At 53.7% G+C, this 23,470-nt stretch carries 21 protein-coding genes and 1 other RNA gene; all 22 read right to left on the reverse strand.

Going from position 1 to position 23,470, the window contains the following annotated elements; genetic code table 11:
• Window positions 1-146 precede the first annotated feature (146 nt).
• Window positions 147-698 carry a GNAT family N-acetyltransferase gene (locus ACLTX1_RS06330; protein WP_412330639.1) on the reverse strand — a complete coding sequence of 184 codons (552 nt, stop codon included), beginning with the start codon at window positions 696-698 and terminating at the stop codon, window positions 147-149.
• A gap of 515 nt (window positions 699-1,213) precedes the next feature.
• An RNA gene (rnpB, locus tag ACLTX1_RS06335) (RNase P RNA component class A) lies at window positions 1,214-1,557 on the reverse strand.
• Between the two features lie 24 nt (window positions 1,558-1,581).
• Window positions 1,582-3,042, reverse strand: a complete 1,461-nt coding sequence (locus ACLTX1_RS06340; RefSeq protein WP_308448249.1) for a nicotinate phosphoribosyltransferase — start codon at window positions 3,040-3,042, stop codon at window positions 1,582-1,584.
• Between the two features lie 313 nt (window positions 3,043-3,355).
• On the reverse strand, window positions 3,356-4,804 hold the full coding sequence (locus ACLTX1_RS06345; protein ID WP_308448248.1) for a 4Fe-4S dicluster domain-containing protein: 1,449 nt from the start codon (window positions 4,802-4,804) through the stop codon (window positions 3,356-3,358).
• Between the two features lie 105 nt (window positions 4,805-4,909).
• The gene (locus ACLTX1_RS06350) at window positions 4,910-6,082 is read right to left on the reverse strand and encodes a SpoIIE family protein phosphatase (RefSeq protein ID WP_176820040.1); all 1,173 of its coding nucleotides are present in this window, start codon (window positions 6,080-6,082) and stop codon (window positions 4,910-4,912) included.
• Entirely contained in the window at window positions 6,075-7,748 is a 1,674-nt protein-coding gene (locus ACLTX1_RS06355) for a [Fe-Fe] hydrogenase large subunit C-terminal domain-containing protein (protein WP_308448247.1), read from the reverse strand. The genes ACLTX1_RS06350 and ACLTX1_RS06355 overlap by 8 nt, the downstream gene beginning before the upstream one ends.
• A gap of 22 nt (window positions 7,749-7,770) precedes the next feature.
• Window positions 7,771-8,157 carry a thioesterase family protein gene (locus ACLTX1_RS06360; protein ID WP_308448246.1) on the reverse strand — a complete coding sequence of 129 codons (387 nt, stop codon included), beginning with the start codon at window positions 8,155-8,157 and terminating at the stop codon, window positions 7,771-7,773.
• Between the two features lie 113 nt (window positions 8,158-8,270).
• The gene (locus ACLTX1_RS06365) at window positions 8,271-8,513 is read right to left on the reverse strand and encodes a (2Fe-2S) ferredoxin domain-containing protein (protein ID WP_176820043.1); all 243 of its coding nucleotides are present in this window, start codon (window positions 8,511-8,513) and stop codon (window positions 8,271-8,273) included.
• A 92-nt stretch (window positions 8,514-8,605) separates the two neighbouring features.
• Window positions 8,606-9,247: a redox-sensing transcriptional repressor Rex gene (locus ACLTX1_RS06370; RefSeq protein WP_316686154.1), complete on the reverse strand. Its 642-nt coding sequence runs from the start codon at window positions 9,245-9,247 to the stop codon at window positions 8,606-8,608.
• Window positions 9,248-9,437: 190 nt separating this feature from the next.
• Entirely contained in the window at window positions 9,438-10,391 is a 954-nt protein-coding gene (locus tag ACLTX1_RS06375) for a LysR family transcriptional regulator (RefSeq protein WP_395506424.1), read from the reverse strand.
• Window positions 10,392-10,513: 122 nt separating this feature from the next.
• Window positions 10,514-10,768, reverse strand: coding sequence for a DivIVA domain-containing protein (locus ACLTX1_RS06380; protein ID WP_395506425.1), 255 nt, complete (start codon window positions 10,766-10,768; stop codon window positions 10,514-10,516).
• Window positions 10,752-11,216, reverse strand: a complete 465-nt coding sequence (locus tag ACLTX1_RS06385; protein ID WP_412330640.1) for a hypothetical protein — start codon at window positions 11,214-11,216, stop codon at window positions 10,752-10,754. The genes ACLTX1_RS06380 and ACLTX1_RS06385 overlap by 17 nt, the downstream gene beginning before the upstream one ends.
• Window positions 11,217-11,287: 71 nt before the next feature.
• Window positions 11,288-12,964 (reverse strand): DNA repair protein RecN, encoded by a 1,677-nt coding sequence (gene recN, locus ACLTX1_RS06390; protein ID WP_412330641.1) that lies wholly within the window; start codon window positions 12,962-12,964, stop codon window positions 11,288-11,290.
• A gap of 1 nt (window position 12,965) precedes the next feature.
• A complete protein-coding gene (argR, locus tag ACLTX1_RS06395; protein WP_176820049.1) occupies window positions 12,966-13,421 on the reverse strand; it encodes an arginine repressor in 456 nt (151 codons plus the stop codon).
• A 24-nt stretch (window positions 13,422-13,445) separates the two neighbouring features.
• Window positions 13,446-14,294 (reverse strand): NAD(+)/NADH kinase, encoded by an 849-nt coding sequence (locus ACLTX1_RS06400; protein ID WP_316518837.1) that lies wholly within the window; start codon window positions 14,292-14,294, stop codon window positions 13,446-13,448.
• A gap of 5 nt (window positions 14,295-14,299) precedes the next feature.
• Entirely contained in the window at window positions 14,300-15,109 is an 810-nt protein-coding gene (locus ACLTX1_RS06405) for a TlyA family RNA methyltransferase (protein ID WP_412330642.1), read from the reverse strand.
• The gene (gene dxs, locus ACLTX1_RS06410; protein WP_412330643.1) at window positions 15,106-16,998 is read right to left on the reverse strand and encodes a 1-deoxy-D-xylulose-5-phosphate synthase; all 1,893 of its coding nucleotides are present in this window, start codon (window positions 16,996-16,998) and stop codon (window positions 15,106-15,108) included. The genes ACLTX1_RS06405 and dxs overlap by 4 nt, the downstream gene beginning before the upstream one ends.
• Before the next feature lie 2 nt (window positions 16,999-17,000).
• Window positions 17,001-17,855, reverse strand: coding sequence for a bifunctional methylenetetrahydrofolate dehydrogenase/methenyltetrahydrofolate cyclohydrolase FolD (gene folD / locus ACLTX1_RS06415; RefSeq protein ID WP_308448238.1), 855 nt, complete (start codon window positions 17,853-17,855; stop codon window positions 17,001-17,003).
• Window positions 17,839-18,942 carry a prolipoprotein diacylglyceryl transferase gene (gene lgt / locus ACLTX1_RS06420; RefSeq protein ID WP_308448237.1) on the reverse strand — a complete coding sequence of 368 codons (1,104 nt, stop codon included), beginning with the start codon at window positions 18,940-18,942 and terminating at the stop codon, window positions 17,839-17,841. Before lgt ends, folD begins: the two co-directional genes overlap by 17 nt.
• 18 nt (window positions 18,943-18,960) lie before the next feature.
• A complete protein-coding gene (yfmH, locus tag ACLTX1_RS06425; protein ID WP_308448236.1) occupies window positions 18,961-20,259 on the reverse strand; it encodes an EF-P 5-aminopentanol modification-associated protein YfmH in 1,299 nt (432 codons plus the stop codon).
• Complete coding sequence (gene yfmF / locus ACLTX1_RS06430) at window positions 20,256-21,521, reverse strand: EF-P 5-aminopentanol modification-associated protein YfmF (RefSeq protein WP_308448235.1); 1,266 nt, start codon at window positions 21,519-21,521, stop codon at window positions 20,256-20,258. Before yfmF ends, yfmH begins: the two co-directional genes overlap by 4 nt.
• A gap of 642 nt (window positions 21,522-22,163) precedes the next feature.
• Complete coding sequence (locus ACLTX1_RS06435; RefSeq protein ID WP_412265015.1) at window positions 22,164-23,447, reverse strand: glycoside hydrolase family 10 protein; 1,284 nt, start codon at window positions 23,445-23,447, stop codon at window positions 22,164-22,166.
• Window positions 23,448-23,470 lie beyond the last annotated feature (23 nt).

Here is a 23,470-nt window from a genome sequence, read left to right on the forward strand (position 1 = left end):
CCTTTCCGTGCGGCACTTAAACTGCACACGCAAAACCTACGCTTTGGCATGCGGCATTTCTCCGCAAATAATCACTTTTATTATCATACTACAAACGCTATCGGTTTAGCAAGGAAAATTTTGAATTTTCTCCCCGAAAACGCGATTTATGCGCGATCTTTCTTCAAAATCGCATAATTTGCGATGTCGCACAGTCCCCCATTGTTCTTTGCACCCTCGCGCATGATGCCCTCAAACTGCATGCCGCACTTTTTCATCACGCCGCCGGAGTGCGAGTTGTTCACATCGTGGCGCGCCGCAATGCGGTTGAGGCCGACCTCGTCAAACAGAAAATTAATCACGGCACCGAGTGCTTCGCTCGTATAGCCCTTGTGCCACCAGTTTTGGCCGATGCAGTAGCCGATCTCTGCCGCTTTGATCTCATCATCCGTTTTTACCGCAGCGATGGTGCCGATAAGCGCGTTTTCATCCTTTACAACAATGCCCCACTGGTAATAGTTGAGCTCCTCATAGTGCGATGCCCACAGCGCGAGGATCTGCTTTGTTACCTCTACGCTGCTGTGCGTGGGCCATGTGAGGAACTTTGTGACCCCAGGGTCGGACGCCCAGTTGCGGTACATCGGCTCTGCGTCCGCAAGCGTTAAGCGGCGCAAAATGAGTCTTGGCGTTTCGAGTGTGACAGTCCCCTTGTGTTCCATTGTGTTTCCTCCTGATTTCTCCTGAAAATAAAACAGTGCAGACCGTTCATTCAGCCTGCACTGTTCATTGCGATTTATGCGGTTAGGTTCTTTCTAACTCTCAAAAAGCGTATGACAATGTAAGCCCGCAGCAAGTACCGTTACCCATGGCATTTGCGGACTGCATATTCATCATAACGCGGACAAAGCGGAACATTGTCATACCCCTTTCTTTCAAATTTGTTTTGACTATTCTACCACAGTTCTTTCGGTTTTGCAAGAGGAAAATTCTGTTTTCCTGAAATTCTCCGGAAAATCAGCCCAAAGGCGCGTGTTTGAGCAATTTGCGGTCCTTTTCGCCGTAAAAGCGCACCGCGTTGATGCGAATGTTCACCTCATCGCTCGGGTCCTGCCTCTGTGCTTTATCGAGCAGTAAAGCGCGCGAATACGCAAAAAGAGAACGACCGCAGCCGTTCTCCCGATGTTAAAAGTAAAAGGGACAGAAAGATTGCACTCTCTGTCCCCCTTTATTCAAGATTGCGACTAAACCTATAAGCCGAGTTCTGTCTTGGACAACCATCTTTCTCGTCTGCACGTTGCCGTGCAGCTCAAGCCATCTCCTCGAAACCGCCGGGCCGACGTATATGTTTCTCCACGATGTTGCTCCGAATAGGGTTTACATGGCCGCGCAGTCTCCTGCGCGCCGGTGCGCTCTTACCGCACCTTTCCACCCTTACCTGCAATGCAGGCGGTATATCTCTGTTGCACTTTCCCTGGGGTCGCCCCCGGCGGCCGTTAGCCGTTATTCTCGCCCTGTGGAGCTCGGACTTTCCTCAGATGCGGCCTTTCGGCGTACACCCGCAGCTGTCCGGCTTACTCGCAAAATTTGTGAAATGATTGGATTTTAATACTGGTTTTCGGAAAGCAAGCGATTTTTCTCGTCCCACAGCTTCTGAGAAAGGTCCACATAGTAGCTGTGCGGGTTTTCAAATCGCGTTACTTCTTCCCACAGCGTATCGACCTGCGCGAGGCAATGCGCGCGGATAGCGCTTAAGGCACGCGGCTGATACAGGCACTCGCCGTTTTTAAACAGCTGGGTGCGCAGGCGCACGGCGCGGAAATTCTCCACAGTCTTGCGCTTCCACGTGTGATTCGGGTCGAAGATCGTATACGGCTTCTCGTCATCGATGACCTCGTCGTTCAGCGTGATGACATCCGCAATGGCCTTGTCGGTCTCGCGGTCAAAAATACGCCAAACCTCCTTGAAGCACGGTGTGGTGATCTTTGCTACGTTTTCGCTGATCTTGATCTTCGGAACGATAGTGCCGTCCGGTTTTTCAACAGCCGCCAGCTTATAAACGCCGCCGAACACCGGCTCGCTGGAAGACGTGATGAGACGCTCGCCTACGCCGAAAGAATCAACCTTTGCGCCCTGCATGAGCATATCGCGGATGATGTATTCATCCAGGGAATTGGATGCGCAGATCTTGCAGTCTTCAAAGCCGGCGTCGTCGAGCATCTTTCTCGCTTTTCTGGAAAGATACGTGATGTCGCCGCTGTCGATGCGGATGCCGGCCGGGCGGAAGCCCTGCGGCACGAGTACTTCGTTAAAGACGCGGATGGCGTTCGGCACACCGGATTTCAATACGTTGTATGTATCGACGAGCAGCGTACAGTTGTGCGGATATTCTTCGGCATACGCTTTAAACGCTTCGTATTCGCTGTCAAAAAGCTGTACCCAGCTGTGCGCCATGGTGCCGAGCGCCGGAACGCCGAAACGGCGGTCGCTGATGGTGCAGGCAGTGCCGATGCAGCCGCCGATATATGCGGCACGCGCGCCATAAATGGCGCCGTCAAAGCCCTGTGCACGGCGGGAGCCGAACTCCATAACCGCTCTGCCGTCCGCAGCGCGCACGATGCGGTTTGTCTTCGTTGCGATGAGGCTCTGGTGGTTGATGGACAGCAAAACCATGGTCTCCACAAACTGTGCCTGAATGACCGGGCCGCGCACGGTGACGATCGGCTCACCCGGGAAGATCGGCGTGCCCTCCGGCACAGCCCAAACATCGCAGGTAAACTTGAAGTTCTTCAGATAATCGAGGAACTCTTCGCGAAAAATGTGCTTGGAGCGCAGGTAATCGATATCCTCCTGCGTGAAAGAAAGCTCACTCAAGTAATTGACGAGCTGCTCCACGCCTGCCATAATGGCAAATCCGCCGCCGTCCGGCACTTTGCGGAAAAACATATCAAAGTAGCCGATGGTATCCTTAAAACCGTTGGCAAAATAGCCGTTTGCCATAGTGATCTCATAGAAATCCGTCAGCATGGTCAGGTTAATATGATCGTTAGAGAGATTCTGTGCCATAATTCAGCCACCGCTTTCTGAAATGAAAGCATTCCTTTCCCCGGGAGTGAGGTGTGTCCTCATACGTCTTGTTTTTTACCACACACGGCCAAAAGCAGCGCTTTAAGCCGATTTGTATTATTATACCGCAATTTTTTAAAAAGTACAATGAAAACTCACGGCAAACCGAAAAAATCTGCATCTGCACGGAAAACGGCGCGTCTTTGCAAAATGTTTTGTTAAAAGTTTAGCACCACGTACAGTTTACGCGTTTTTTCGGAACAGAACAAAATCCGGCCTGCAAGCACAGCAGACCGGATCTCATTTCGGTTAATTATTCGGCTTCCGGTCCGACATCGGTCACGGAGATGGCGTCGAGGATTGTCTTCTCCATCGCCTGCTTGCCGTACTTATCGACATCTGCCTTGTTCTTTTCGCCGTGGGTCAGGCAGCCTGCGCCGCCGATGCAGCCGCCGGTGCACGCCATGCCCTCAATGAAGTTGTTCGGCAGAACATTCTTGGAGGCACGCAGCAAAGCCGCCTTGCAGGCTTCGATGCCGTCGCATGCGATGGCGTTGAGCTTGAAGTCTTCGTTGTTCTGCTCCTTGAGCGCTTCCACAACCGCGTCGGACAAACCGCCGCTGCGCGCAAAGATACGGCCGTAGTAGGAGGCGTTGTCGAGCACGCCTTCTTCGAGCGTGGTGAGGTCGATGTTGCGGCTGTCGAACAGCGCCTGCAGCTCTTCAAAGGTCAGCGTGCAGTCAATGTATCGGCTTGCCGGCTCGCCTTCCTTGAACTCCATCTTCTTCGCGGTGCACGGCCCGATGAAAACGACCTTTGCGCCCGGAGTGGTCTCCTTGATGTAGCGGCCGATCTCAGCTGCCGGAGACAGGTTGTGCGAGATTTTATCAACCATGGTCGGGAAGTTCTTCTTGATGTAGGAAACGAATGCCGGGCAGCAGGAGCTTGTGAGGAAGCCCTTTTCCGCAAGCTCTGCCGCTTCCTTATACGCAACCATATCTGCGCCGAGCGCCGCTTCGATGACATGATAGAAGCCGAGGCGCTGAATGCCGGTGATGACCTGGCCGAGCTTTGCATAGCTGAACTGGCTGGAAACGGACGGTGCTACGACCGCGTAAACCTTGTAGTCCTGATTCTCGTGGCTGCCCTTGATAAGGTTGACAGCATCGAGAATGAAGGACTTATCGACGATTGCGCCGAACGGGCACTGGTAGACACAGGCGCCGCAGGAGATGCACTTTTCGTTATCAATATGCGCTGCGCGATGCTCCTCGCTGCTCATGCTGATGGCCTTAATCTTGCAGGCCTTTTCGCACGGACGCTTCTGGTTGATGATGGCGCTGTACGGGCATACCTTTGCGCACTGGCCGCACTCTACGCATTTCGACTTATCGATGTGCGCCTTCTGCTGCTCATCAAACGTGATGGCGCCGCGGCGGCATACGTCCTCGCAGCGGTGTGCAAGACAACCGCGGCAGGACTCTGTGACGACATGGCCGCTGACCGGGCATTCGTCGCAGGCAATCTCGATGACTTCGATGACGTTCGGGTTTTTCTTGTCGCCGCCCATAGCGAGCTTGATGCGCTCCTCAACGATGGCGCGCTCTTTGTAGATGCAGCAGCGCATCGTCGGTTTTTCTTTGACGATCAGCTTCGGAATCTCATAGTATGCGGCGTCGAGGTTATCCTCAAAACCGTAACGTGCGACCTCGCGCAGGACCTTATACTTCAAATACTGGATTTTCGTATCAAACTTTCTCATTCTTCACATCAAACCTTTCTTGCTTTGGACAGAGACTTCCTTTTCTATATTTTCAAACCTTCCTTAGAGTGCCGAGACACTCTATACGCAGAAGCTTTTCTGCGCTTAGAAGTAAGATACCTTAACTTTTTTGCCCATCTTCTCGAGCGAGGTGCAGAGATTTTCGACCAACTGCATCTTAATGTTGAAGTTAATGGGCAGATTCGGGTTCTGGTGCGCCGGGTTTACCGCACGACCGACAAAGAAGTTGATATCGGTCGCTTCTTCAAACAGCATGCGGGCGATCATAGACGCGCCGTCGCGCTTATAGCCCCACTGGCTGTACTTGCGGTTTTCCTCAAGGTAATCCTTCGCGTACTCGACGACCTTGCTCATGGTGATGACGCCTTCGGTGACAAGGTCGAGTCCTTCGACCTTCGCCGTGGGCGGAATATCGGAATCGAGGTAATCGAGCTGTGCGATGATGGGCTTTTTGAGGTATTCCGCCGCAAGCGTAGACGTGGTACCGCCGCAGACAATCCGCTTGCCGGGTGCCGAGAAGAACGCCTCGTGCATTTTCGCGAGATCTTCGGGTTTAGACGGCGGTCCGATCATCAGGTTCACGCAGCAGCGCTCGCGCACTTTGACGCAGACCGCGGTGGTATCGTCGCCCGGCTGGCCGCCGTAGAGCTTGTTGCACTCATCGAGCAGCAGCGCATTGAGCGTTTTTGCCGTGAAGCTTTCGTCGTACATCATCTCCATATAGTCAATGATGTCCTTGCGCTCCCAGCCAAAATTCAGCGACATGCCGATGCCGGCATGAATGGCGCCGTCGCTGAACGCGATGAACGTGTCATCCTTCTGAATCGGGATGCGGGTCTTATAGATCGTTTTGCCGCCGATCTCGACGGCTTCGCGCGGGTATTCCCAGTTTTTGCCGTTGCGCAGCAGAACCACGAACGGGTTATCATACTGAATGATCTCCGCTTCTTCATTTTCTATGATTCGGATGATGGTGAACGTGGAATACGCCACGCCGCGCACCGCGCAGATGGGCAGTGTAGACGCAATGGTCTCCACGCAGTCTTCGACATGCAGCCCCTCCGCCATCATGGTAGAGATGATCTTTGCGGTCAGCGTGGAAAGAATGTTCGCCTTAACGCCGCTGCCCATGCCGTCTGCCAGCACAACCACCGTGGAATTTTCTCCCTGCGGAACGATGTCAACGTGATCGCCGCAAAGCTGTTCACCTTTTTTGTTGAGGCTCATCCAGCCAATATCTGTACAGAGATTATTCATCTTGCAGCGATTCCTTTAACTTGGTGAGCGCGATTTTCGTTTCTGCCGTGGTCTCGCCGAGCAGCGATGCGATCTCCTGTACGACGCGCATCTGCTTTTCGATCACACGGTTGGTGACTTCAATCGTCTGCTGCCCCATTTTTTCTTTTTTCAGGTGTTCGTTCATTTCATCCGTCACATCACGCATGATGCACATGATAATGTGATAGTTGCGGTCGTAGAGCACGGTCTGGTCGACATACTTGCCGTATTCCGCAAGGTACACACGCTCGTCGCGCACGCCGCGGCCGGACTGCATGACGTCGATGAAGACGCGCGGGTCCAGAATGCGGATGACCTGCTTGCCGAGCACCTCGGATGTATGCTTCACGTTCACGATCTTACGCGCGGCAGCGTTGATCTGCTGGATTTCCAGCGATTCGTTCAGCACCAAAATGCCGTTCGGCGTGTTGTTGATGATGGTATCGGAGAACGACTGCGCTTTGCCGAGCAGATACGGCAGGCACATGGAAATCTCCGCCTTGCCCTGATAAACAGCGATGGCCTTTTCGCGGCAGGTATTATAGCCGCAGGCACCGCAGTTCAATTCCTGCTCCGGGCGAGTCTTGCCCATCTTTTTGAGGATAGCCTCAATCTCGATGTTGCCCGGCATGAGGTGATACAGGCTGATATAATCAAAATCGTGCTTGAGCTCTTCGGAAGCCGGCTGCGGCACCACAAAGTCCTTTTTGCCGGCATACTTATTAACCGCGATAAAATCCTGCACAGGTTGACGCTGGCCCTGATCCATAGCCGGGCCGTTGATGCAGCTGCCGAAGCAGGCGCTCATCTCGACAAAGCAGTTCTCCATTTTACCGCTCTTGATGTCTTCAAGCGCGTTGATGCAGTTTTCCACGCCGTCGATCGCCATGTATGTATACTCGGGGTCATCGCACACCATGGTGCGCAGAATGCCTCCGGTCGTCGGGAACAGGCGCGCACGGCTTTCTTCCGTGTGATCCTCGCCTGCTTCCACGGTGATGCCTTCTTTTTCAAACCAGGCGGAAAGCTCCTCGAACGTGAGCACACAGTCCACATACGGGCTTTCGTCGGCCTCTGCCTTTTTGGAGATGCACGGCCCGATGAAAACGGTCTTCAGTTCCGGGTCTTCCTCCTTCAGCATCTTACAGTGCGCCTGCATCGGCGACAAAACATGTGCAAGGTACGGCAGAGCCTCCGGGTAATACTTCTGCACAAGCGTATTGACAGAGTGACAGCATGTGGAAATGATGACGCTCTGCCGACGCTCTTTAATGATCTTTTCGTATTCGGTCTTGACGACGGACGCACCTACGGCGGTCTCCTCTACACGGTCAAAGCCAAGCTTTTTGAGCGCCGCACGCATCGTTTCGATGGTAGCGCCCGGGTAATTTGCTACAAAGGATGGCGCAAGGCTGACTGCCACGGGACATTCACCCTTGACGAACATCTCCGCAATCGGTACGTCATTTCGGATTTCTTTTGCGTTCTGCGGACATACGACAAAGCACTGACCGCAGAGAATGCACTCGTCTTTTACGATATGCGCCTGACTGGACTGAAAACGAATGGACTTGACAGGGCAATGACGGATGCACTTATAACAGTTCTGACAGTTAGACTTTTTGAGCTTCAGGTAGTCTGGCATACCCTATTATCCTCTCTTTAACTTATCCTCTTTTAGCGTTCGCTTTCGCTACGAATTTTTCATCCTTGACGATGAATCTTTCATGGGTACCGCTGCCGATGGGGCCGACCTCGTCAAACGCCTTAACCGTGAACACCAAACGGCGGTTGTCCACTTCGGTAAGTTCGCACTCTGCCGTAACATGCATGCTAAGCGGCGTTGCGGACGTGTGCTGCACATTCATCAGCGTGCCCACAGTGCCCATGCCCGGCTCTAATTCCGGCGCAACGCACTTCCAAGCCGCCTCTTCCATCAGCGCGACCATAGCGGGCGTTGCAAAAACGTCCAGCGTGCCGCTTCCCATGGCTTTGGCTGTGTTCTTCTCTGTAACAACGGTCTCGGCTTTGCCTTTCATTCCGGCTGTCAACAACTTAATCACCCTTACTTCCTATTTTCTGCTGCGTTTTGCCGCACACAGCAGCTTACGCACGGAGAGCCGATGCAAAAAGGCTCTTGCACCGGCTAAATTTTTGTTTCTTATGCTTACTGAACCTTTGCGAGAATCTCTTTCTGGAAGAATTCCTCGGTGGTGTCGGGAGATACGGAATGCTTCTCGCCGTCTACGGTGACGTTGACGCCGTTTACGCAGTCACCCATGCAGAAAGTGCCACCGAGTTCTACCTTATCTTCGAGGTGGTTTTCCTTTACGAGCGCCTGAAGCTTTTCCACGACCTGGCGGGAACCTTTCAGATGACATGAGCTGCCGATGCAGATGATAACTTTCATTCTAATCAAACTCCGTTTCTTAGTTTTTGGTTTTTACTTATTTGTTTATCTAATGGCATAGAAAAGGGATCTTCCTTTTCTGCCAAGCTAACTTAGGTATTGGCGTCAAATTTCTCCTTGAGCTGCTTAGATAAGAGCGCAAGCGACGCGGCGAGGTTTTCGTTATGTACCAATATGCCCTCCGGCACATCGAGATGCACGGGCGCGAAATTCCAGATAGCCAGAATTCCGCTTTCAATGAGCAAGTTGCAGATGGCCTGCGCATTTTCTGCCGGGACCGCGATGATGCCGATGCGCACGCGCATGCGCTCACACAGATCCATCAGCTTATCCATTGTCAGAATGCGTTTGCCGCCGTAATCTTCCTCACATACCTCTTCATCGATATCGAACGCGGCCACAATGTTCATGCCGCAGTCTTTAAAGCCGCCATACGTCAAAAGCGCCTTGCCGAGCTTGCCCGCGCCGACGATGATGGCGTCATCAACATCATTGTAGCCTAAGAATTCCTCAAGCTCTGCGATGAGCGCCTCTGTGTTGTAACCAACCTTCGGCTTGCCGGCCGAACTGACCGCTGCAAGGTCTTTGCGCACAACGACATGGTTGAGGCGCAGCGCCTCTGCGATGGTCGTGGCGGAAATGTGTTCCGGCGTGTTTTCGCCGAGCTGCTTCATATAATTCAGGTAAAGCGGTAACCTGAGCAGCGTTTGTTTTGAAATGCTGCGATTCACCATGACGCAGCCAACCCCCATCCAAACAGAAAATCAAAATAAACCAAACATCTAATACTTTAACACAAGAAACGACCAAATGGAATACCCATTTTCAAATATCGATATAATTTCATCGATATGAAAGCAAAAAAGCCCCAACGACACGTTAAAAAACAGACAAACTAAATCAAATACAAACTTCGGCGGATTTCTACTCCGCATGCGGCGTGCCGAACTTTGCGCTCAATAAATCGCGCTCCTCATACAACTTTTCGATGAACTGTTTATCGACCGCCGTATATTTATATTCCTTTTTGGACGTCAAAATATCTCTATACACGCGGTGTTTGTTGCCGCGGCACGGTTTTAGCACAAGCTCATAGCGTTCAAGTTGTTCCACATCCGTCGGCGAGACCCACATATATGTGTGCGGCACCGTCGCCAAAAGGTCGAGCTGACTGCCGCGGCTGTAAACATACACGCGTTTGGTGACGTTTTCGTCCATCTCTGCCTTTTTGATGTCGGACATCGGCAGCGACGGCACGAACGGATCGCCGTGGCAAATTTCGATATAGCCGGAAAGGTCTTCTATATCCACAACATTCTTTTGCGAGAGCGGGTCGTTTTTGGAGATGAGAAGCTGATACTCGAATTCCCAGATGTTCTCCGACTTCATGCCCTTATCGCGCAGCATGTTCGTAAAAAAGCTCTCAAAGATCGTCTGATACCGCACGATGGCAAGGCCGTAGTTTTCCTGTACCACGTTGCGAATGGCACGCATGGCGTTCGTTTCTTTGAAACTAAACTCGATTTCCTTTGACATATCCGCCTCACGGACAAACTTGGAAAACGCATCCGCAATATAGCTGGCGCGCGGCACCGAGATGCTGAACTTCAGCTTATTATTCTTTTCGGGCTTATAAAGCGACTCCATTTCTTCGATCTGTGCCAGAATACTCTTGGCGTAGCCGAGAAACTCCTCTCCCTGCGGTGTGGGCACAATACCCTTTGAGGTGCGCTTAAAGATCTTGACGCCGAGCGTCTCCTCAAGCTCCTTAATCCCGCGGCTGAGGTTCGGCTGCCCCATAAAAAGGTTTTCGGCAGCCTTAGTGATGGATGCGGTCTTCTCTACTTCCACCGCATATTTCAGATGTGCGATGTTCATTGCGTTCTCCTACGGACATATTTGAAAGGGCATAACACTATTTTGATTATATTATAACATATCCCGCTCTCTTGTCAAATACTTGTGCACAAAAACAGCGTAAAATCCGAAAAAATCGGCGGCTAAACCGCATTTTCGTCCGAAAGCAGGGGTGCAATGCGCTTTTCGGCTTCGAGTACTGCACGGGTGATCTGCTCCGTCATCTCGGCGCGTATGGTACACACCGCTGCAAGGGTATCGGCATCCGGAGTGTTTTGCCGTGCGGTGACAGCTTCTAAAAGCTCGTCTAAGAACGCGTCCACCTCGGCGGCATCGTAGGTGTTGCCGCGCTTTACTGTAAAGCGAACAGCCTTTATATATTCAGGCGTCAGCTCCATTTTCGGCCTCCTCCCCCGGCTTTCTGCCGTACTTTGGCTGATATAGTTTTTTCGGCAGAACGCGCGAGAATGCATAGAAAAGCGCCGCGCCCCCTGCAAATATAGGCAGCAGAACGGGCCAATCATCCGCGACGAAGCCCATATGCGGCAGGCAGAATGCGCTCACTTTGCCCTCTAAATATTCATACGGCACTTCGGCATAGACTTTAAAGTCCCCCACCGTATGCCAAACGCGGGCTTCAGGGTCGTTTTCGGTCAGCGTCAGCAGCAATAGACCGCGTTCGGTTTGAATCGCCGCGCAGTCACCCGGGAAATAATCTTCGGCCGGCATATATGCGTAATATGCAAGCGAATTCACGGGATAGCCTGTACAGTCGGCTTGCTTTACAGCAAATACGTTCTGTCCGAACAGAATCGGCGAAAGCAAAAGCAGGATGTAAATTGTCACGAGTGCGCTGACAAGTGATATAGCTTTACATATTTTGATTGTAAGGCTGTTTATCTTTACAAGCTTAGCATTCATGATTCATGCGGCCGGCCGAGCATCTCCTCAGCCATTTTGAGTTTTAACGGCGTGATGTCATCGCCGCCGATAATACGGGCAATCTCGCGGACGCGCGCGTCTTTCGTCAGCGTGTGCACCGCCGTGTACGTTTTGTTGTTCTCCTGCTTTTTGACGATAAACAGGTGGTTATCCGCCATGGCGGCGATCTGCGCCAGGTGCGTGACGCAGATGACCTGCGCGTTTTTGGAGACGCAGCGCAGCTTGATGCCGACCTTATTCGCCGCTTCGCCGCTGATGCCGGTGTCAATCTCATCGAAGATCTGCGTTTCGGCCGCGCCGGAATCCTCAGACAGCACGGTATTGATGGCGAGCATAATACGCGAAAGCTCGCCGCCGGACGCGATCTTCGACATAGGCTTCGGATCCTCACCTGCGTTTGCGGAGACGAGAAACTGGATGCGGTCGCAGCCGAAGGCTGTCAACGGTGTGCGCTCCTGCTCCACGGTGAAGACGACGCCGGGCATGTTGAGCTCTGAAAGCTCCTGCCGCACACGGCGCGAAAAACTCTCGCACGCAGCGCGGCGCTTCGCGGATAGCTGCTTTGCAAGCGTCACCGCTTCTTTTTTCTTCTGCTCATACTGCTGCAAAAGCAGTTCTTTTTTTTCATCGGAAAATTCGATGTCCGAAAGCTCCGCACGGGCACGGTCGAGGAACGAAAGCATTTCTTCCTCCGTTTCGCCGTATTTGAGGCTCAAGCGGTAGATAATTTCCAGACGGCTTTCAATCTCATCAAGCTCGTTTGCGTCGAACATGGCGTTATCGAGGTAATCGGAGATTTCCGCCGCGGCATCTGTCAGTGCGTATTCGGCGTCGCGGACATGCTCGGCGACGTTTGAAAGCGACGGTGCATAGCGCGCCGCCTGCTCGAGCGACTCTGCCGCAACGGATACGGCCGTGATGGCGCCGCCATTGTCCTCATCGCCCTGCAAAAGCGTGACAGCTTCGCCCACACCGCGCACGATACGCTCACTGTTGCGGATCTCATCGCGGCGCTCGGTCAGCTCTGCCTGTTCGCCGACGCGCAGCTGTGCAACTTCTAATTCTTCGATCTGATAGCGCAAAATATCCATGCGGCGGGACTTCTGCCCCTCGTCGGATTCGAGCGCATCAAGCTCGCCTTTGATGCGGCGCAGCGCCGTATACGCTGCGCGGTACTCCGCAAGCAGACCATATGCGCCCGCAAAGCTGTCGATATACGTGCCGTGCACTTCCGGTGAAAGCAACTTGTAGCTTTCATGCTGGCCGAGAATATCGATGAGCGTGCCGCCGACGGCGCGCAGCATGGAAACGGTCGCCGGGATGTTGTTGAGCTTGCAGGAGGAGCGACCGTGCGGGCGAATCTCACGGCGAATAAGCAAACTGCCATCGTCTTCAAGCGGAATATCCAGCTCGCGCAAGACCTGCTGCGTCTGCGGAGAAACATCCGTAAAAAGTGCCGAAACACTCGCCTGCTCCGCACCTGTGCGCACAAGCTCCTTTGAGGTACGCTCACCGAGCACGGCGTAGATCGCGTCGATGATGATGGATTTGCCCGCGCCGGTCTCACCGGTCAAAACGGTGAAGCCCGGTTCAAAATCGATAGACGCCTGCTCGATGACGGCGATATTCTGAATGTAAAGCTGCGTCAGCATATCAGACCCCGCCAATCAGCTTTCTGAGCTCGTTCTGCTTTTCCTCCGCAATCTCATCCGTTTTACAGATGATGAGAATGGTGTCTTCACCGGCCAACGTGCCGATGAAATCCGGGAAATGCAGCGTATCCATAGAGGCGCAGACCGCCTGCGCCATGCCGGTCATGCACTTGACAACGATCATGTTGCCGGCCGCCTCCACGCTCATAACAGAATCGCCGAACAGCGAATAGAACTTGGAGGAAATGTCGCGGGCATTGTCGCGCCCGGTGGAATATTTATACTTTCCGTTCGGGGAAAGACTCTTTACGAGCCGAAGCTCTTTGATATCGCGGGAAACGGTTGCCTGGGTCACGTCGAAGCCACAAGCGCGCAGGTTGCGCAGGAGCTCTTCCTGCGTGTCGATATCCTGTGCTTTGATGAGCTCCAGAATTTTAGCGTGGCGTCTTGTTTTCATGCTTTCTGCCTTCCTTCCTGCCTTTTAATTTCTGCTTTGCATAAATTTGCTGTCTACAATATCGTAAAAATTGCGTTCGTCGGTCTGAATAAGCTCAGTGTAATAGGTCGAGCGGCTGACGGAAACCGTGTCCGTCTTATGAATGCGTATGGGTGCGCCACCGTCTATGGTGAGATATACCTCGCCGGAATAATCGCTGTCCGTGCTGACCGTGATGGTCTTATCTGCGCAGAACAGCGTGCTGCGGTTAAAGAGCGCATGCGGGCAGATGGGCGTGAAGATTACGCATTCCGATTCCGGGTCTACCACCGGGCCGCCCGCCGAGAGCGAGTACGCCGTGGAGCCCGCCGGTGTAGCCAAAATGAGGCCGTCCGCGCGGAATTTATAAAGCTTGGAACCGTCGACGGAAAAGCCGAAATCGTAAATTCTGGACTGTGCACCGGAGACGACCGCGTCGTTTAAAGCGCGGTAGGTTGTATCCCCCTTCACGCTGTGCACGGTAACGGAAAGCATCATCAGGCGACGCACACGGTAATCGCCCGTAAAGAGCGCCTTTAATTTGTGCAGCTCGTCCTTCTCCACACCTGCCAAAAAGCCCAGCCGCCCAAGGTTCACTCCAAGGATGGGCTTACCTGCAACGGACGCGTGCTTTGCCGTGTGGATGATGGTGCCGTCGCCGCCGACCGCAACGATAAGGTCGCAGCTTTCCGCCAGTGCGGCGTGATTTTTGCAGAACGTGACGTGTTCATACTGCCCGCGGTGCTTTTCGTGCATGAGTGTTTCCGCACCGTTTTCCTGCAAAACCGCCAGAATTTCCCGGGTGTATGTGTCCGCATCGCGTTTATCCAGATTTGGAATCACCGCAATTTTCATAAGCCTCAGTCCTTTTTGTCCAGCGCCGCGTGAGATGCTTCCACGATCTCATGCGGCGTGCTTTCTGCCGTATTCACCGGCGCGTCGCTTTTTTGGAGGAACACAAGATACTCGATGTTGCCCTCCGGTCCTTTGACCGGCGAGAACGTAAGTCCCAGTACGGAATATCCGTTTTCCACTGCAAAATCGCAGACCATCTGCACCACTTCCTCGTGCACAGCTTTGTCGCGCACAACGCCCTTTTTGCCCACTTTTTCCCTGCCGGCTTCAAACTGCGGCTTAATAAGGCACACGGCTTTGCCGCCGTCCTTTAAAAGCGGACGCACGGCGGGCAAAATAATTTTGAGCGAGATGAACGACACGTCTACGGAGAAGAAGTCAATCTCCTCCGGAATTTGCTCGCGTGTGAGATAGCGGGCGTTCGTACGCTCCAGATTCACCACGCGCGGGTCGGTGCGCAGCTGCCAGGCGAGCTGCCCGTAGCCGACGTCTACGCTGTATACTTTGGAGGCACCGTTTTGCAGCATGCAGTCCGTAAAGCCGCCCGTAGATGCGCCGATGTCCATACATACGGTGTTTTCGAGTTTGATCGGAAACAGTTGCATAGCTTTTTCAAGCTTTAAGCCGCCGCGGCTGACATAGCGCAGCGTGTTGCCGCGCACCTCTAAGACTGCGTCTTCACGCACGGTGTCACCGGGCTTATCGAATTTCTGGTTATCCGCGTAAACACAGCCCGCCATGATGAGCGTGCGCGCTTTTTCGCGGCTGGGCGCAAGCCCTTTTTCATAAAGCAGGACGTCTATCCTTTTTTTCATATAGAAACTGCCTTTCCATCTTTCTTTTCTGCGGTTTGCAGCGCCGTGTGTACGGCGTTCACCATGCCCTCTACGTCAAGACCGAGCTTATGCAGCGTGCGGAACATAGGCGCGTGCTTGATGAATCCGTTTTCAATAGCGTGCACTTCGTAGTGTCCTCTGAAATTGCGATCCAACAGCATGGCGCCGAATTCCTCCGCAATGCCGCCTTGGCGGACGCCCTCTTCAAAGAACAGCACCGTGGGACACCTTAAGACCGCTTCCACCGCTTTCGGATCGATCGGCACGATGCGATTGAGCTTCACGATGCGGCACTTTATGCCCTCTTTTTCGAGCGTTTCCGCCGCTTCGCACGCAAACGAGAACATACGGCCGTAGGTCACAAGCGTGACAGAAGCATCTTCCGTACCGAACACATAAAACGGCTTGCCGGAAAGCGTGTAGTTTTCCGGGCGATACAGCTCTTTGCCGCGCGGGTAGCGAATAGCATAAAGGTGGTTTTCTCCCTTAATACAGTCATCAAGATTGTCCGAAAGCTCATCGTAATACGTCGGCGCGTACACATGAATGTCCGGCACGGTGCGCAGGAACGCGGCATCGAACACACCTTGGTGCGTCTGGCCGTCTTCGCCGACCACGCCGGCTCTGTCCACGGCCAGAATAATTTTGAGATGCTGCAAGGCGCCGTCGTGGATGAGCTGGTCGTACGCGCGCTGTAAAAACGTGGAATATACCGCAAAAACCGGAATCATGCCGCCGCGCGCCAGACCGGCGCAGAACGTGACGGCGTGTTCCTCCGCAATGCCGACATCAAAGAAACGGCTGCGGTATTTTTCGCGGAAATCCGTCAGACCGGTGCCGGATTCCATCGCCGCCGTAACGGCGCACAGCTTCTCATTTACACCGGCTATCGTGCACATCGTCTCGCCGAACGCATGCGAAAAGCCCTTGGCAATGGCTTCGCCCGCGCCCTTTTCGCGGTCAAACGCCGCAAGGCCGTGGTAAACGCTCGGAGCGTTCTCCGCGTATTTATATCCGCGTCCTTTATAGGTGCGGATGTGGATAAGCACCGGCTTATCCATATCGCGCGCCATCGTCAAAACCGACGTCAAGGTGCGCAGGTCGTGTCCGTCGAACGGGCCGTAATAATTAAAGCCAAGATCCTGAAAGATCGTGGTGTTGAAAATATTCTTTTTGATTTGGTTTTTCACGCGGCGCACTTCGGCAGCCATGTGCTCGCCCACCTTCGGCACGCGGCACAGTGCGGCTTCGACGCTGTCTTTTGCGTTCAAATACCCCGGCTTTGCGCGCACATAGGAAAGGTAGCGCGCAATGGAGCCCACGTTGCGGGAAATGGACATGGCGTTGTCATTCAAAATGACGATCATATTGCGGTTGATGCGGCCCGCATTGTTGAGGCCCTCATACGCAAGGCCGCCGGTCAACGCGCCGTCGCCGATGACGGCGATGACATGGCCGGGGTCACCCGCAAGTGCCTTTGCAACGGAAAGGCCGAGCGCCGAAGAAATGGACGCGCTGCTGTGCCCCGTTGTAAACGGGTCGCAGTCGCTTTCTTCTCTCGACGGAAAGCCCGAAAGCCCGTCCTCGCGGCGCAGCGTGGAAAACGCTTCTTCTCTGCCGGTTAAAAGCTTGTGCGCGTAGGACTGGTGCCCCACGTCCCACACGATGCAATCCTCCGGCAAGGTGAACACACGGTGCAGCGCCACAGTGAGTTCCACCACGCCCAAATTGGAGGCAAGATGGCCGCCGTTGTCCGCCACCGTGCTGATGATCTCTTCCCTGATCTCATCGCAAAGCTCCGGCAGCTCGTTTGCCGCAAGCTTTTTTACATCGTTCGGGGCCTTGATTTTACTGAGCAATCTGCTCATACTTACACCAGTCCGTTCTGTATTTTTGCTGCCGTTACGGCGTTTTTCATCAGCATTGTGATGGTCATGGGACCTACGCCGCCGGGCACCGGCGTAAGGTAACCGGCGACCGCCTCGGCGCTTTCGTAATCAACATCGCCGCACAGCTTGCCGTTTTCATCGCGGTTCATGCCGACATCAATCACCACGGCACCGGGCTTTACCATATCGCCGGTGACAAATTTCGCCTTGCCGACCGCGACAACGAGAATATCCGCCGTTTTGCAGATCTCTTTCAAATTTTTCGTGTGACTGTGGCAGATCGTCACCGTGCCGTTTTCATGCAGAAGCAGCATAGCCATCGGCTTGCCGACGATGTTGCTGCGGCCGATGACGACGCAGTTTTTGCCGTCGATTGTGACGCCGGTAGAGCGGATGAGCTCGATGATGCCCGCGGGCGTACACGGCAAAAACGCGAAATCGCCGATCATGATGCGGCCGACATTTTCGGCGTGGAACGCGTCCACGTCCTTTTTCGGATCGATATGCTCCACGATGAGTGCTTCGTTCAAGTGCTTCGGCAGCGGAGACTGCACCAATATGCCGTTGATCTTCGGGTCTGCGTTCAGCTTTTCGATAAGCGCCAAAAGCTCCTCCTGCGTGGTGTTTTCCGGCAGGACGTGTTCCTCGGAGTAAATGCCGGTCTCGGCGCAGGCCTTGCCTTTGTTACGCACATAGATTTTAGACGCGGGGTCTTCGCCGACAAGCACGACCGCCATGCCGGTCTGAACGCCCTGCTTTTTTAAAGCGGCAACTTCTTCGGCAATTTCGCCGCGTACCTTTGCCGCAACGGCCTTGCCGTCAATTCTCACTGCCATCGTTCTTCTCCTCGCTTTCCCCTTCTGCCGTTTCATTCGCTTCTTCGGCTTCATCAGACGGCTCTTCGGAAGTGTTCGCATCCGCATTTCCTTCCGTTTTTTCATTTTCCGCCTCGGCAGTTTTCTTTACGCCGGTGCCGACTGTCATGTGCTCCTGTGCTTCTTCGGCGCTCATGCCGGAGAAAATGGTGCTTTCGGCAGTGTCGTCAATCTCGACCTTCTCCGCCTTGTCTTCAACTGTCAGGCCGGCAGCTTCCATCGCCTTGCGGCTGCCGCAGCCCGTAAGCTTATGGCAGTTGCGGAACACGATGAGCAAAACAACAGCGACGAGTGCAGAAGCCGCAGCAAGCACCTGCGAAACGCGCAGATCGATACCCGGCAACAGCAGACTGTCTGTGCGCAGACCTTCAATGAAGAAGCGCGTCACGCCGTACCAGATGATGTATAATAAGAACGTCTGGCCGTCATACCGGCGCAGGTGGCGCGTGAATAGATGCAGTAAAACAAAGCCTAAAAGGCACAAAATCGATTCGTAAAGGAAGCACGGGTGCACATTGCCTACCACTTCTGCGGCGGTACGGTCACTGTACATGCCCCACGGCAGGTCGGTCGCGCAGCCGAAAGCTTCTTGGTTCACAAAGTTACCCCAGCGACCGACACCCTGACCGATGAGATAGCCAAGAGACGCGACATCCAGCACGGCGAACAGGTTCATCTTGCGGATCTTCGCGACGATGCCGCCGCACAGCAGGCCGCCGATAATGCCGCCGTAAATGCCGAGGCCGCCCTCTTTGATGTTGAAAATCTCCATCGGGTTCGTGATGTACTTGTCGCCCGGGTAGAAGATGACGTAGTAAAGACGCGCGCCGATGATGCCGCCAAGCAAGCCGGCGATGATGGCATCGAGCAGGTGGTCTTTATTGATATTCATTTTTTTGCAGGAGGAAAAACCGTACAGCACCGCCAGCAGGAAACCGATGCCGATGATGATGCCATACCAGTAAATGGTGAAATTACCGACCTGAAACGCGATGGGATTGACCTCCACCGAAATTCCGAGATTCGGGAACTGAACTTGATGCGTCATGACTGTATATCCTTTCGATTAAGCTTCGTCCAACGGACGAATGATGGAAGCCGCCGTTTTGTCCATATCAAACAGCGTCTGAATGCGCGCGTTCACGTCTTCCGCGGTGATCTCGGAGAAGCACTCAATGTAGCGGAACAGCTCGCGGTCGTTAAAGTGCATGGTCATCACGGCGTTCGCGATGACATCCGGGCTATTGAGGCCGGAAACATTCGCGCCGTAAAGGGATTTCGCGCTGCGGCGCACGTCTTCCTCCTTGACACCTTCGCGCTTTAAACGTGCCATTTCCTCACGGATGGCATCACACACGGCCTCCGGGTTGCCGGATTCGCCGCCGAACAGCAGCGCACCGTAGCCCGTGCCCTCAAAATACTCGTAGCTGAAGGAAGCTTCGTTCACAAGGCCCGCATCTAAGAGCTTGCGGAACATCGGCGAACTGTCGGACGCCATAATGTCGAGCAGCACCTCGGTGACGGCAAGGTCTTTTTCCGTGCGGTGCGCACCGGTTACGGCCTCTTTCACGCCGAACTGGAACATAGGGCACGCCACAGGCAGCTTTTCTTCGACGAGCGGCTGCACGATGGTATCGGGCTCCTCTTCAAAAACGCGTTCCACCTCAACGGGCTCGCTCTTTTTCAGCATTTTGTCGCACAGCGCGAGGACTTCCTCCTCCGTACAGTTGCCGCAGACGCACAGTGCCATGTTGTTGAGGTTATAGAACGTGTTGTAGCAGCGGTAAAGGTACTCCGGGGTGATTTCCGCAATGCTCTCCACCGTGCCCGCAATGTCGTCCTTGATCGGGTGCGTGTGGTACATGGCGCGCAGCAGGCTGAACATCATGCGCCACTGCGGATCATCGTCATACATTTTGATTTCCTGGCCGATGATGCCGAGCTCTTTTTCAACGGTCTGCTTTGTAAAATACGGGGACTGCACGAAGTCGAGCAAAATCTCCAGCGCCTGCTCTGCGTTTTCCGTGCAGGAGAACAGGTAGCGCGTCGTCTCAAACGACGTATACGCGTTTGCGGAAGCGCCGATCTCGGCATAGCGGCCGAATGCGTCGCCGTCTTCGCTTTCAAAAAGCTTGTGCTCCAAAAAATGCGCGATGCCCGCGGGTGTCGTCTCTGCCTTATCCTCGTCGCTGCGTTTAAAGACCTTATCGATGGAGCCGTAGCGCGTGCCAAACACCGCATACGTACTGCGCATTTCCGCTTTCGGGTATATAAACACGGTCAGGCCGCTTGCGTGTTTGACGCAGCGGTAGCCGTCCCGAAGAAGTTTACTTTCCACAAGGGTATTCTTCATTTCTGCGCTCATTTTGCCGCTCCTTTCAGCTTATAGACCGTATCGAGCGTGACGCGCTCGGCGGCGCTGACGATCTCGTCCTTCGTGATGTTCATGATACACTCCGCATATTCCTCCGGCGTGTGGAGCTTGCCCTGCAGCATGCCGCTGAGATACCATGTCTCCATGGATGCCGCGGAATCTGCCACGGCGTTGTAGCTGTTGCACATGGCGAGCTTTGCAAAGAGAATCTCATCGTCCGTGATATTGCCCTTTTTCATATCGTTGAGCTCTTTTAAAATCGCTTCTTCCGTGCGGTCGAGGTCTTTCGTTTCCACGCCGCTCTGCACGAGCATGACGTTCTTCGGCGTATCGTGGCGCGCGGCGCAGTAGTAGCAAAGGCTCTGCTTTTCGCGCACGTTCATAAAGAGCTTGCTGCTCGGTGTGCCGCCGAGCACAACGGACATCAGCTTTGCCGCAAGGCGCTCTTCCGGCGTGGTGCCGATGGCAAAGCCCATGACGAGCTTAGACTGCACAACGGGCATTTCTTCCGTCACACGCTTTACGTCTCCCGATGCTGTGTGGCGCTTTGTTTCAATGGACACCGCGTCGCGCATGCCGAGGCGCTTTACAAGCTGCTGCGCAAAGCGGTCGTCCGCACCGTCGCCGATCGTGAACTGGCAGATCTGCGCGTGCTTTACGGCATACTCCCACGCCGCTTTCACGCCCTCGCGGGTCGCGTTCAAGATCGCCTCGCGCGTACCGATGCGCGGCACACCTGCGGGTTCGCCCGCAAACATGGTCTGCACACAGCGCTGCATGGCATACGTCGCCTTATCGTTATATTCCGCGTCAAGCGTCTCCAAAAGCTGGCGCTGTTCCTGCAAAAAACCGTCCTCCGGGAACAGACCGTTTTCATCGCACAGCGGCGTGAACAGAATGCTCTCCAGCATTTCGGAAAGCGCCTGCTGCACATCTTCGCCGCCGAACGCATACGGGTTCGCAATGCCGGCTGCGGCAAGCGTTAAAATCTGGTTATCGCCCACACGCGTTACACCCGGCTGCACCGAAGCGCCGTACAGCTCCGCAAGGCGCTTGCCGAACTGCGTGTAATCGGGGTATTCGCGCGTCGCACGGGAGATTATATTCGGGACGAGTGCATATAAAGCCGCATTTTCCGGCGTGGTAAGCGGCAGCACAAGGTGTGCGGAAACGCGTGCCGTTTTAAACTGCGGCGTGCTGCTCCAGAACGCCTGCAAGCCGCAGTCCTTCTGTTCAAAAAAATGATTATTCATCTCTGAAATTTTCCTTCCTGAAATAGTTTAAAACCGAATTTTCAAAAGGTATAGTTGCATAAATATGCTTTCGTATTCGTATTATAGCACAGCTTTTTTCAATTTTAAAGCCAAAGACGGCTTTTTCACAAAAAATTCAGTTTACGCGCGCACAAAAAACCGGGCGCAACACTTTTCGATGCACCCGGCTGAAGCTGCGGTCTCCTCGACCGTATTCAAATTGATCTCGATGTCCGTGAATTCTTCCCCCGAAGTATAATATACCCGCTTCGTAATGATGAGGCGTTCTCCTTTTGAAATCCACCTCAACCGAGGTACATTTTTTCAAACGCCTCTATGCTGTCAAACACATTCGGTTTGAGCCCCGCTTTTTCGTATTCCTTTGCATATAAGCTGAGTGCGCCGTCAAACTGCGCCGCAGCCGCCGAGTATAAAGGTTACACAGGCTTTATAGCCGTCCTCGTTCCGCATTAAAACAAACAGGTCGGACGTTTTCGAATATCGCCCCGTGCGACAGGCGCAAAATGCGGGACGGACACATTCTGCACCGCTTTTCATACATCAGCCGCAGCTTCAGTATATCAAAAGTGATGGCAAGGCGCAATATTTTCTCTTAATCTGTGGAATATTTTATATAATTTGTCAATTCTGTTGTGCTTCTTTAAACCTTTCCAGCTCCGGCACGGCGTTCGCCATTTCGGCTTTGGCGTTTTCGCCTGTCAGGTGGTCTACGGCGTACAGCACCACGCCGTCTGCACCCGCTTCCTTTGCGCGGTCGATCTGCTTTGCGAGCATGTCGGTCGTGTTGAGCCATGTGCCGTTGTCCGCATCCGTGCCCGCCTTATACACCGCAAGCCCGATATACAGTTTGATGCTTGGCAGGCGCTTTAATGCGCACCAATTTTGGAGCGCCGTTTCAAACGGCAGCGCTTCATTTTCAAAGCTGTAATAAAGCTGCGGGCAAACGTAATCGATATACCCCGCCTGCGCACACCACGTGTACACGTCAGCATTGATCATCTCGTTGTTTTCTAAATTGCCCTGCGGCGAAATGCCGAACTGCACATTTTCATTCGCTTCCTTCACACGGCTGTACACGGCGGCGATGAGCGCGTTCACATTCGCGGTGCGCCACTCGTGCAGCGTGAGCGGCTCTTCCGTTTCTTTTACATACGCCGTGTACTGCTCGGCGTCGATGCTTTCGTCGTCCGTGGGGTAAAAATAGTCGTCAAAATGAATGCCGTCCACGTCGTATTTTTCGGCGATCTCCGCTGCGCCGTCCGCAATGCGGTTGCGGATATACGCGCTTGCGGGGTTATAATAAATGCCGCTGTTGTACGCCATAAAATATTCCGGGTGATTTACATAATTTTGCATATAAAATCCATTTTCGTCAAGCTCCGGCGGAATTGTCGTGCTCGCAATGCGCAGCGGGTTGATCCACGCGTGAAACTGTATATTCTGCTCGTGCGCGGCGTTTACCATGTATTCCATTGGGTCATAGCCGGGGTCTTTCCCCTGCATATCGGTCAAAAGGTGCGACCACGACTCGTACTCCGAGGGATACAGGCTGTCCGCAAACGGCCGTACATGCACAAACACCGCATTTGCGCCGACGCTTTTCGCAGCCGCAAGCTTGGCATCAAAATTCTCCTTGAACGTTTCTTCGGTCTTCTCCGTCACATCGAGCGCCATATACGGAATCCACACGCCGACAAGCGGTTCTTCTGCTTTTGCGGTCGTTTCTGCGGCGTTGCTATCCTCATGCTCCGGCGCAGTGCTTGAGAATACGACTTCAACGGAGTTTTCCGCCGCACGCGGCTCTGCGTTTTTCTCCCGTCCCGCCGCGCTTTTCATCGCCAGAAATACGGCCGCAACCAAAATTAAAACCGCGATGACATAATGATACTTTTTAATTACGATCATACGCTTTTTCCTTTCTCTCTGCG

It is taken from the genome of Hominenteromicrobium sp. (genome assembly GCF_046974225.1).
Classification (GTDB): domain Bacteria; phylum Bacillota; class Clostridia; order Oscillospirales; family Acutalibacteraceae; genus Hominenteromicrobium; species Hominenteromicrobium mulieris.

What these genes read in the sequence shown, in the direction of transcription:
- ACLTX1_RS06330 (WP_412330639.1), bottom strand. Translation starts at nt 698, where the DNA reads ATGGAACACAAGGGGACTGTCACACTCGAAACGCCAAGACTCATTTTG.
- ACLTX1_RS06340 (WP_308448249.1), bottom strand. Translation starts at nt 3,042, where the DNA reads ATGGCACAGAATCTCTCTAACGATCATATTAACCTGACCATGCTGACG.
- ACLTX1_RS06345 (WP_308448248.1), bottom strand. Translation starts at nt 4,804, where the DNA reads ATGAGAAAGTTTGATACGAAAATCCAGTATTTGAAGTATAAGGTCCTG.
- ACLTX1_RS06350 (WP_176820040.1), bottom strand. Translation starts at nt 6,082, where the DNA reads ATGAATAATCTCTGTACAGATATTGGCTGGATGAGCCTCAACAAAAAA.
- ACLTX1_RS06355 (WP_308448247.1), bottom strand. Translation starts at nt 7,748, where the DNA reads ATGCCAGACTACCTGAAGCTCAAAAAGTCTAACTGTCAGAACTGTTAT.
- ACLTX1_RS06365 (WP_176820043.1), bottom strand. Translation starts at nt 8,513, where the DNA reads ATGAAAGTTATCATCTGCATCGGCAGCTCATGTCATCTGAAAGGTTCC.
- ACLTX1_RS06370 (WP_316686154.1), bottom strand. Translation starts at nt 9,247, where the DNA reads ATGGTGAATCGCAGCATTTCAAAACAAACGCTGCTCAGGTTACCGCTT.
- ACLTX1_RS06375 (WP_395506424.1), bottom strand. Translation starts at nt 10,391, where the DNA reads ATGAACATCGCACATCTGAAATATGCGGTGGAAGTAGAGAAGACCGCA.
- ACLTX1_RS06380 (WP_395506425.1), bottom strand. Translation starts at nt 10,768, where the DNA reads ATGGAGCTGACGCCTGAATATATAAAGGCTGTTCGCTTTACAGTAAAG.
- recN (WP_412330641.1), bottom strand. Translation starts at nt 12,964, where the DNA reads ATGCTGACGCAGCTTTACATTCAGAATATCGCCGTCATCGAGCAGGCG.
- argR (WP_176820049.1), bottom strand. Translation starts at nt 13,421, where the DNA reads ATGAAAACAAGACGCCACGCTAAAATTCTGGAGCTCATCAAAGCACAG.
- ACLTX1_RS06400 (WP_316518837.1), bottom strand. Translation starts at nt 14,294, where the DNA reads ATGAAAATTGCGGTGATTCCAAATCTGGATAAACGCGATGCGGACACA.
- ACLTX1_RS06405 (WP_412330642.1), bottom strand. Translation starts at nt 15,109, where the DNA reads ATGAAAAAAAGGATAGACGTCCTGCTTTATGAAAAAGGGCTTGCGCCC.
- dxs (WP_412330643.1), bottom strand. Translation starts at nt 16,998, where the DNA reads ATGAGCAGATTGCTCAGTAAAATCAAGGCCCCGAACGATGTAAAAAAG.
- folD (WP_308448238.1), bottom strand. Translation starts at nt 17,855, where the DNA reads ATGGCAGTGAGAATTGACGGCAAGGCCGTTGCGGCAAAGGTACGCGGC.
- lgt (WP_308448237.1), bottom strand. Translation starts at nt 18,942, where the DNA reads ATGACGCATCAAGTTCAGTTCCCGAATCTCGGAATTTCGGTGGAGGTC.
- yfmH (WP_308448236.1), bottom strand. Translation starts at nt 20,259, where the DNA reads ATGAGCGCAGAAATGAAGAATACCCTTGTGGAAAGTAAACTTCTTCGG.
- yfmF (WP_308448235.1), bottom strand. Translation starts at nt 21,521, where the DNA reads ATGAATAATCATTTTTTTGAACAGAAGGACTGCGGCTTGCAGGCGTTC.
- ACLTX1_RS06435 (WP_412265015.1), bottom strand. Translation starts at nt 23,447, where the DNA reads ATGATCGTAATTAAAAAGTATCATTATGTCATCGCGGTTTTAATTTTG.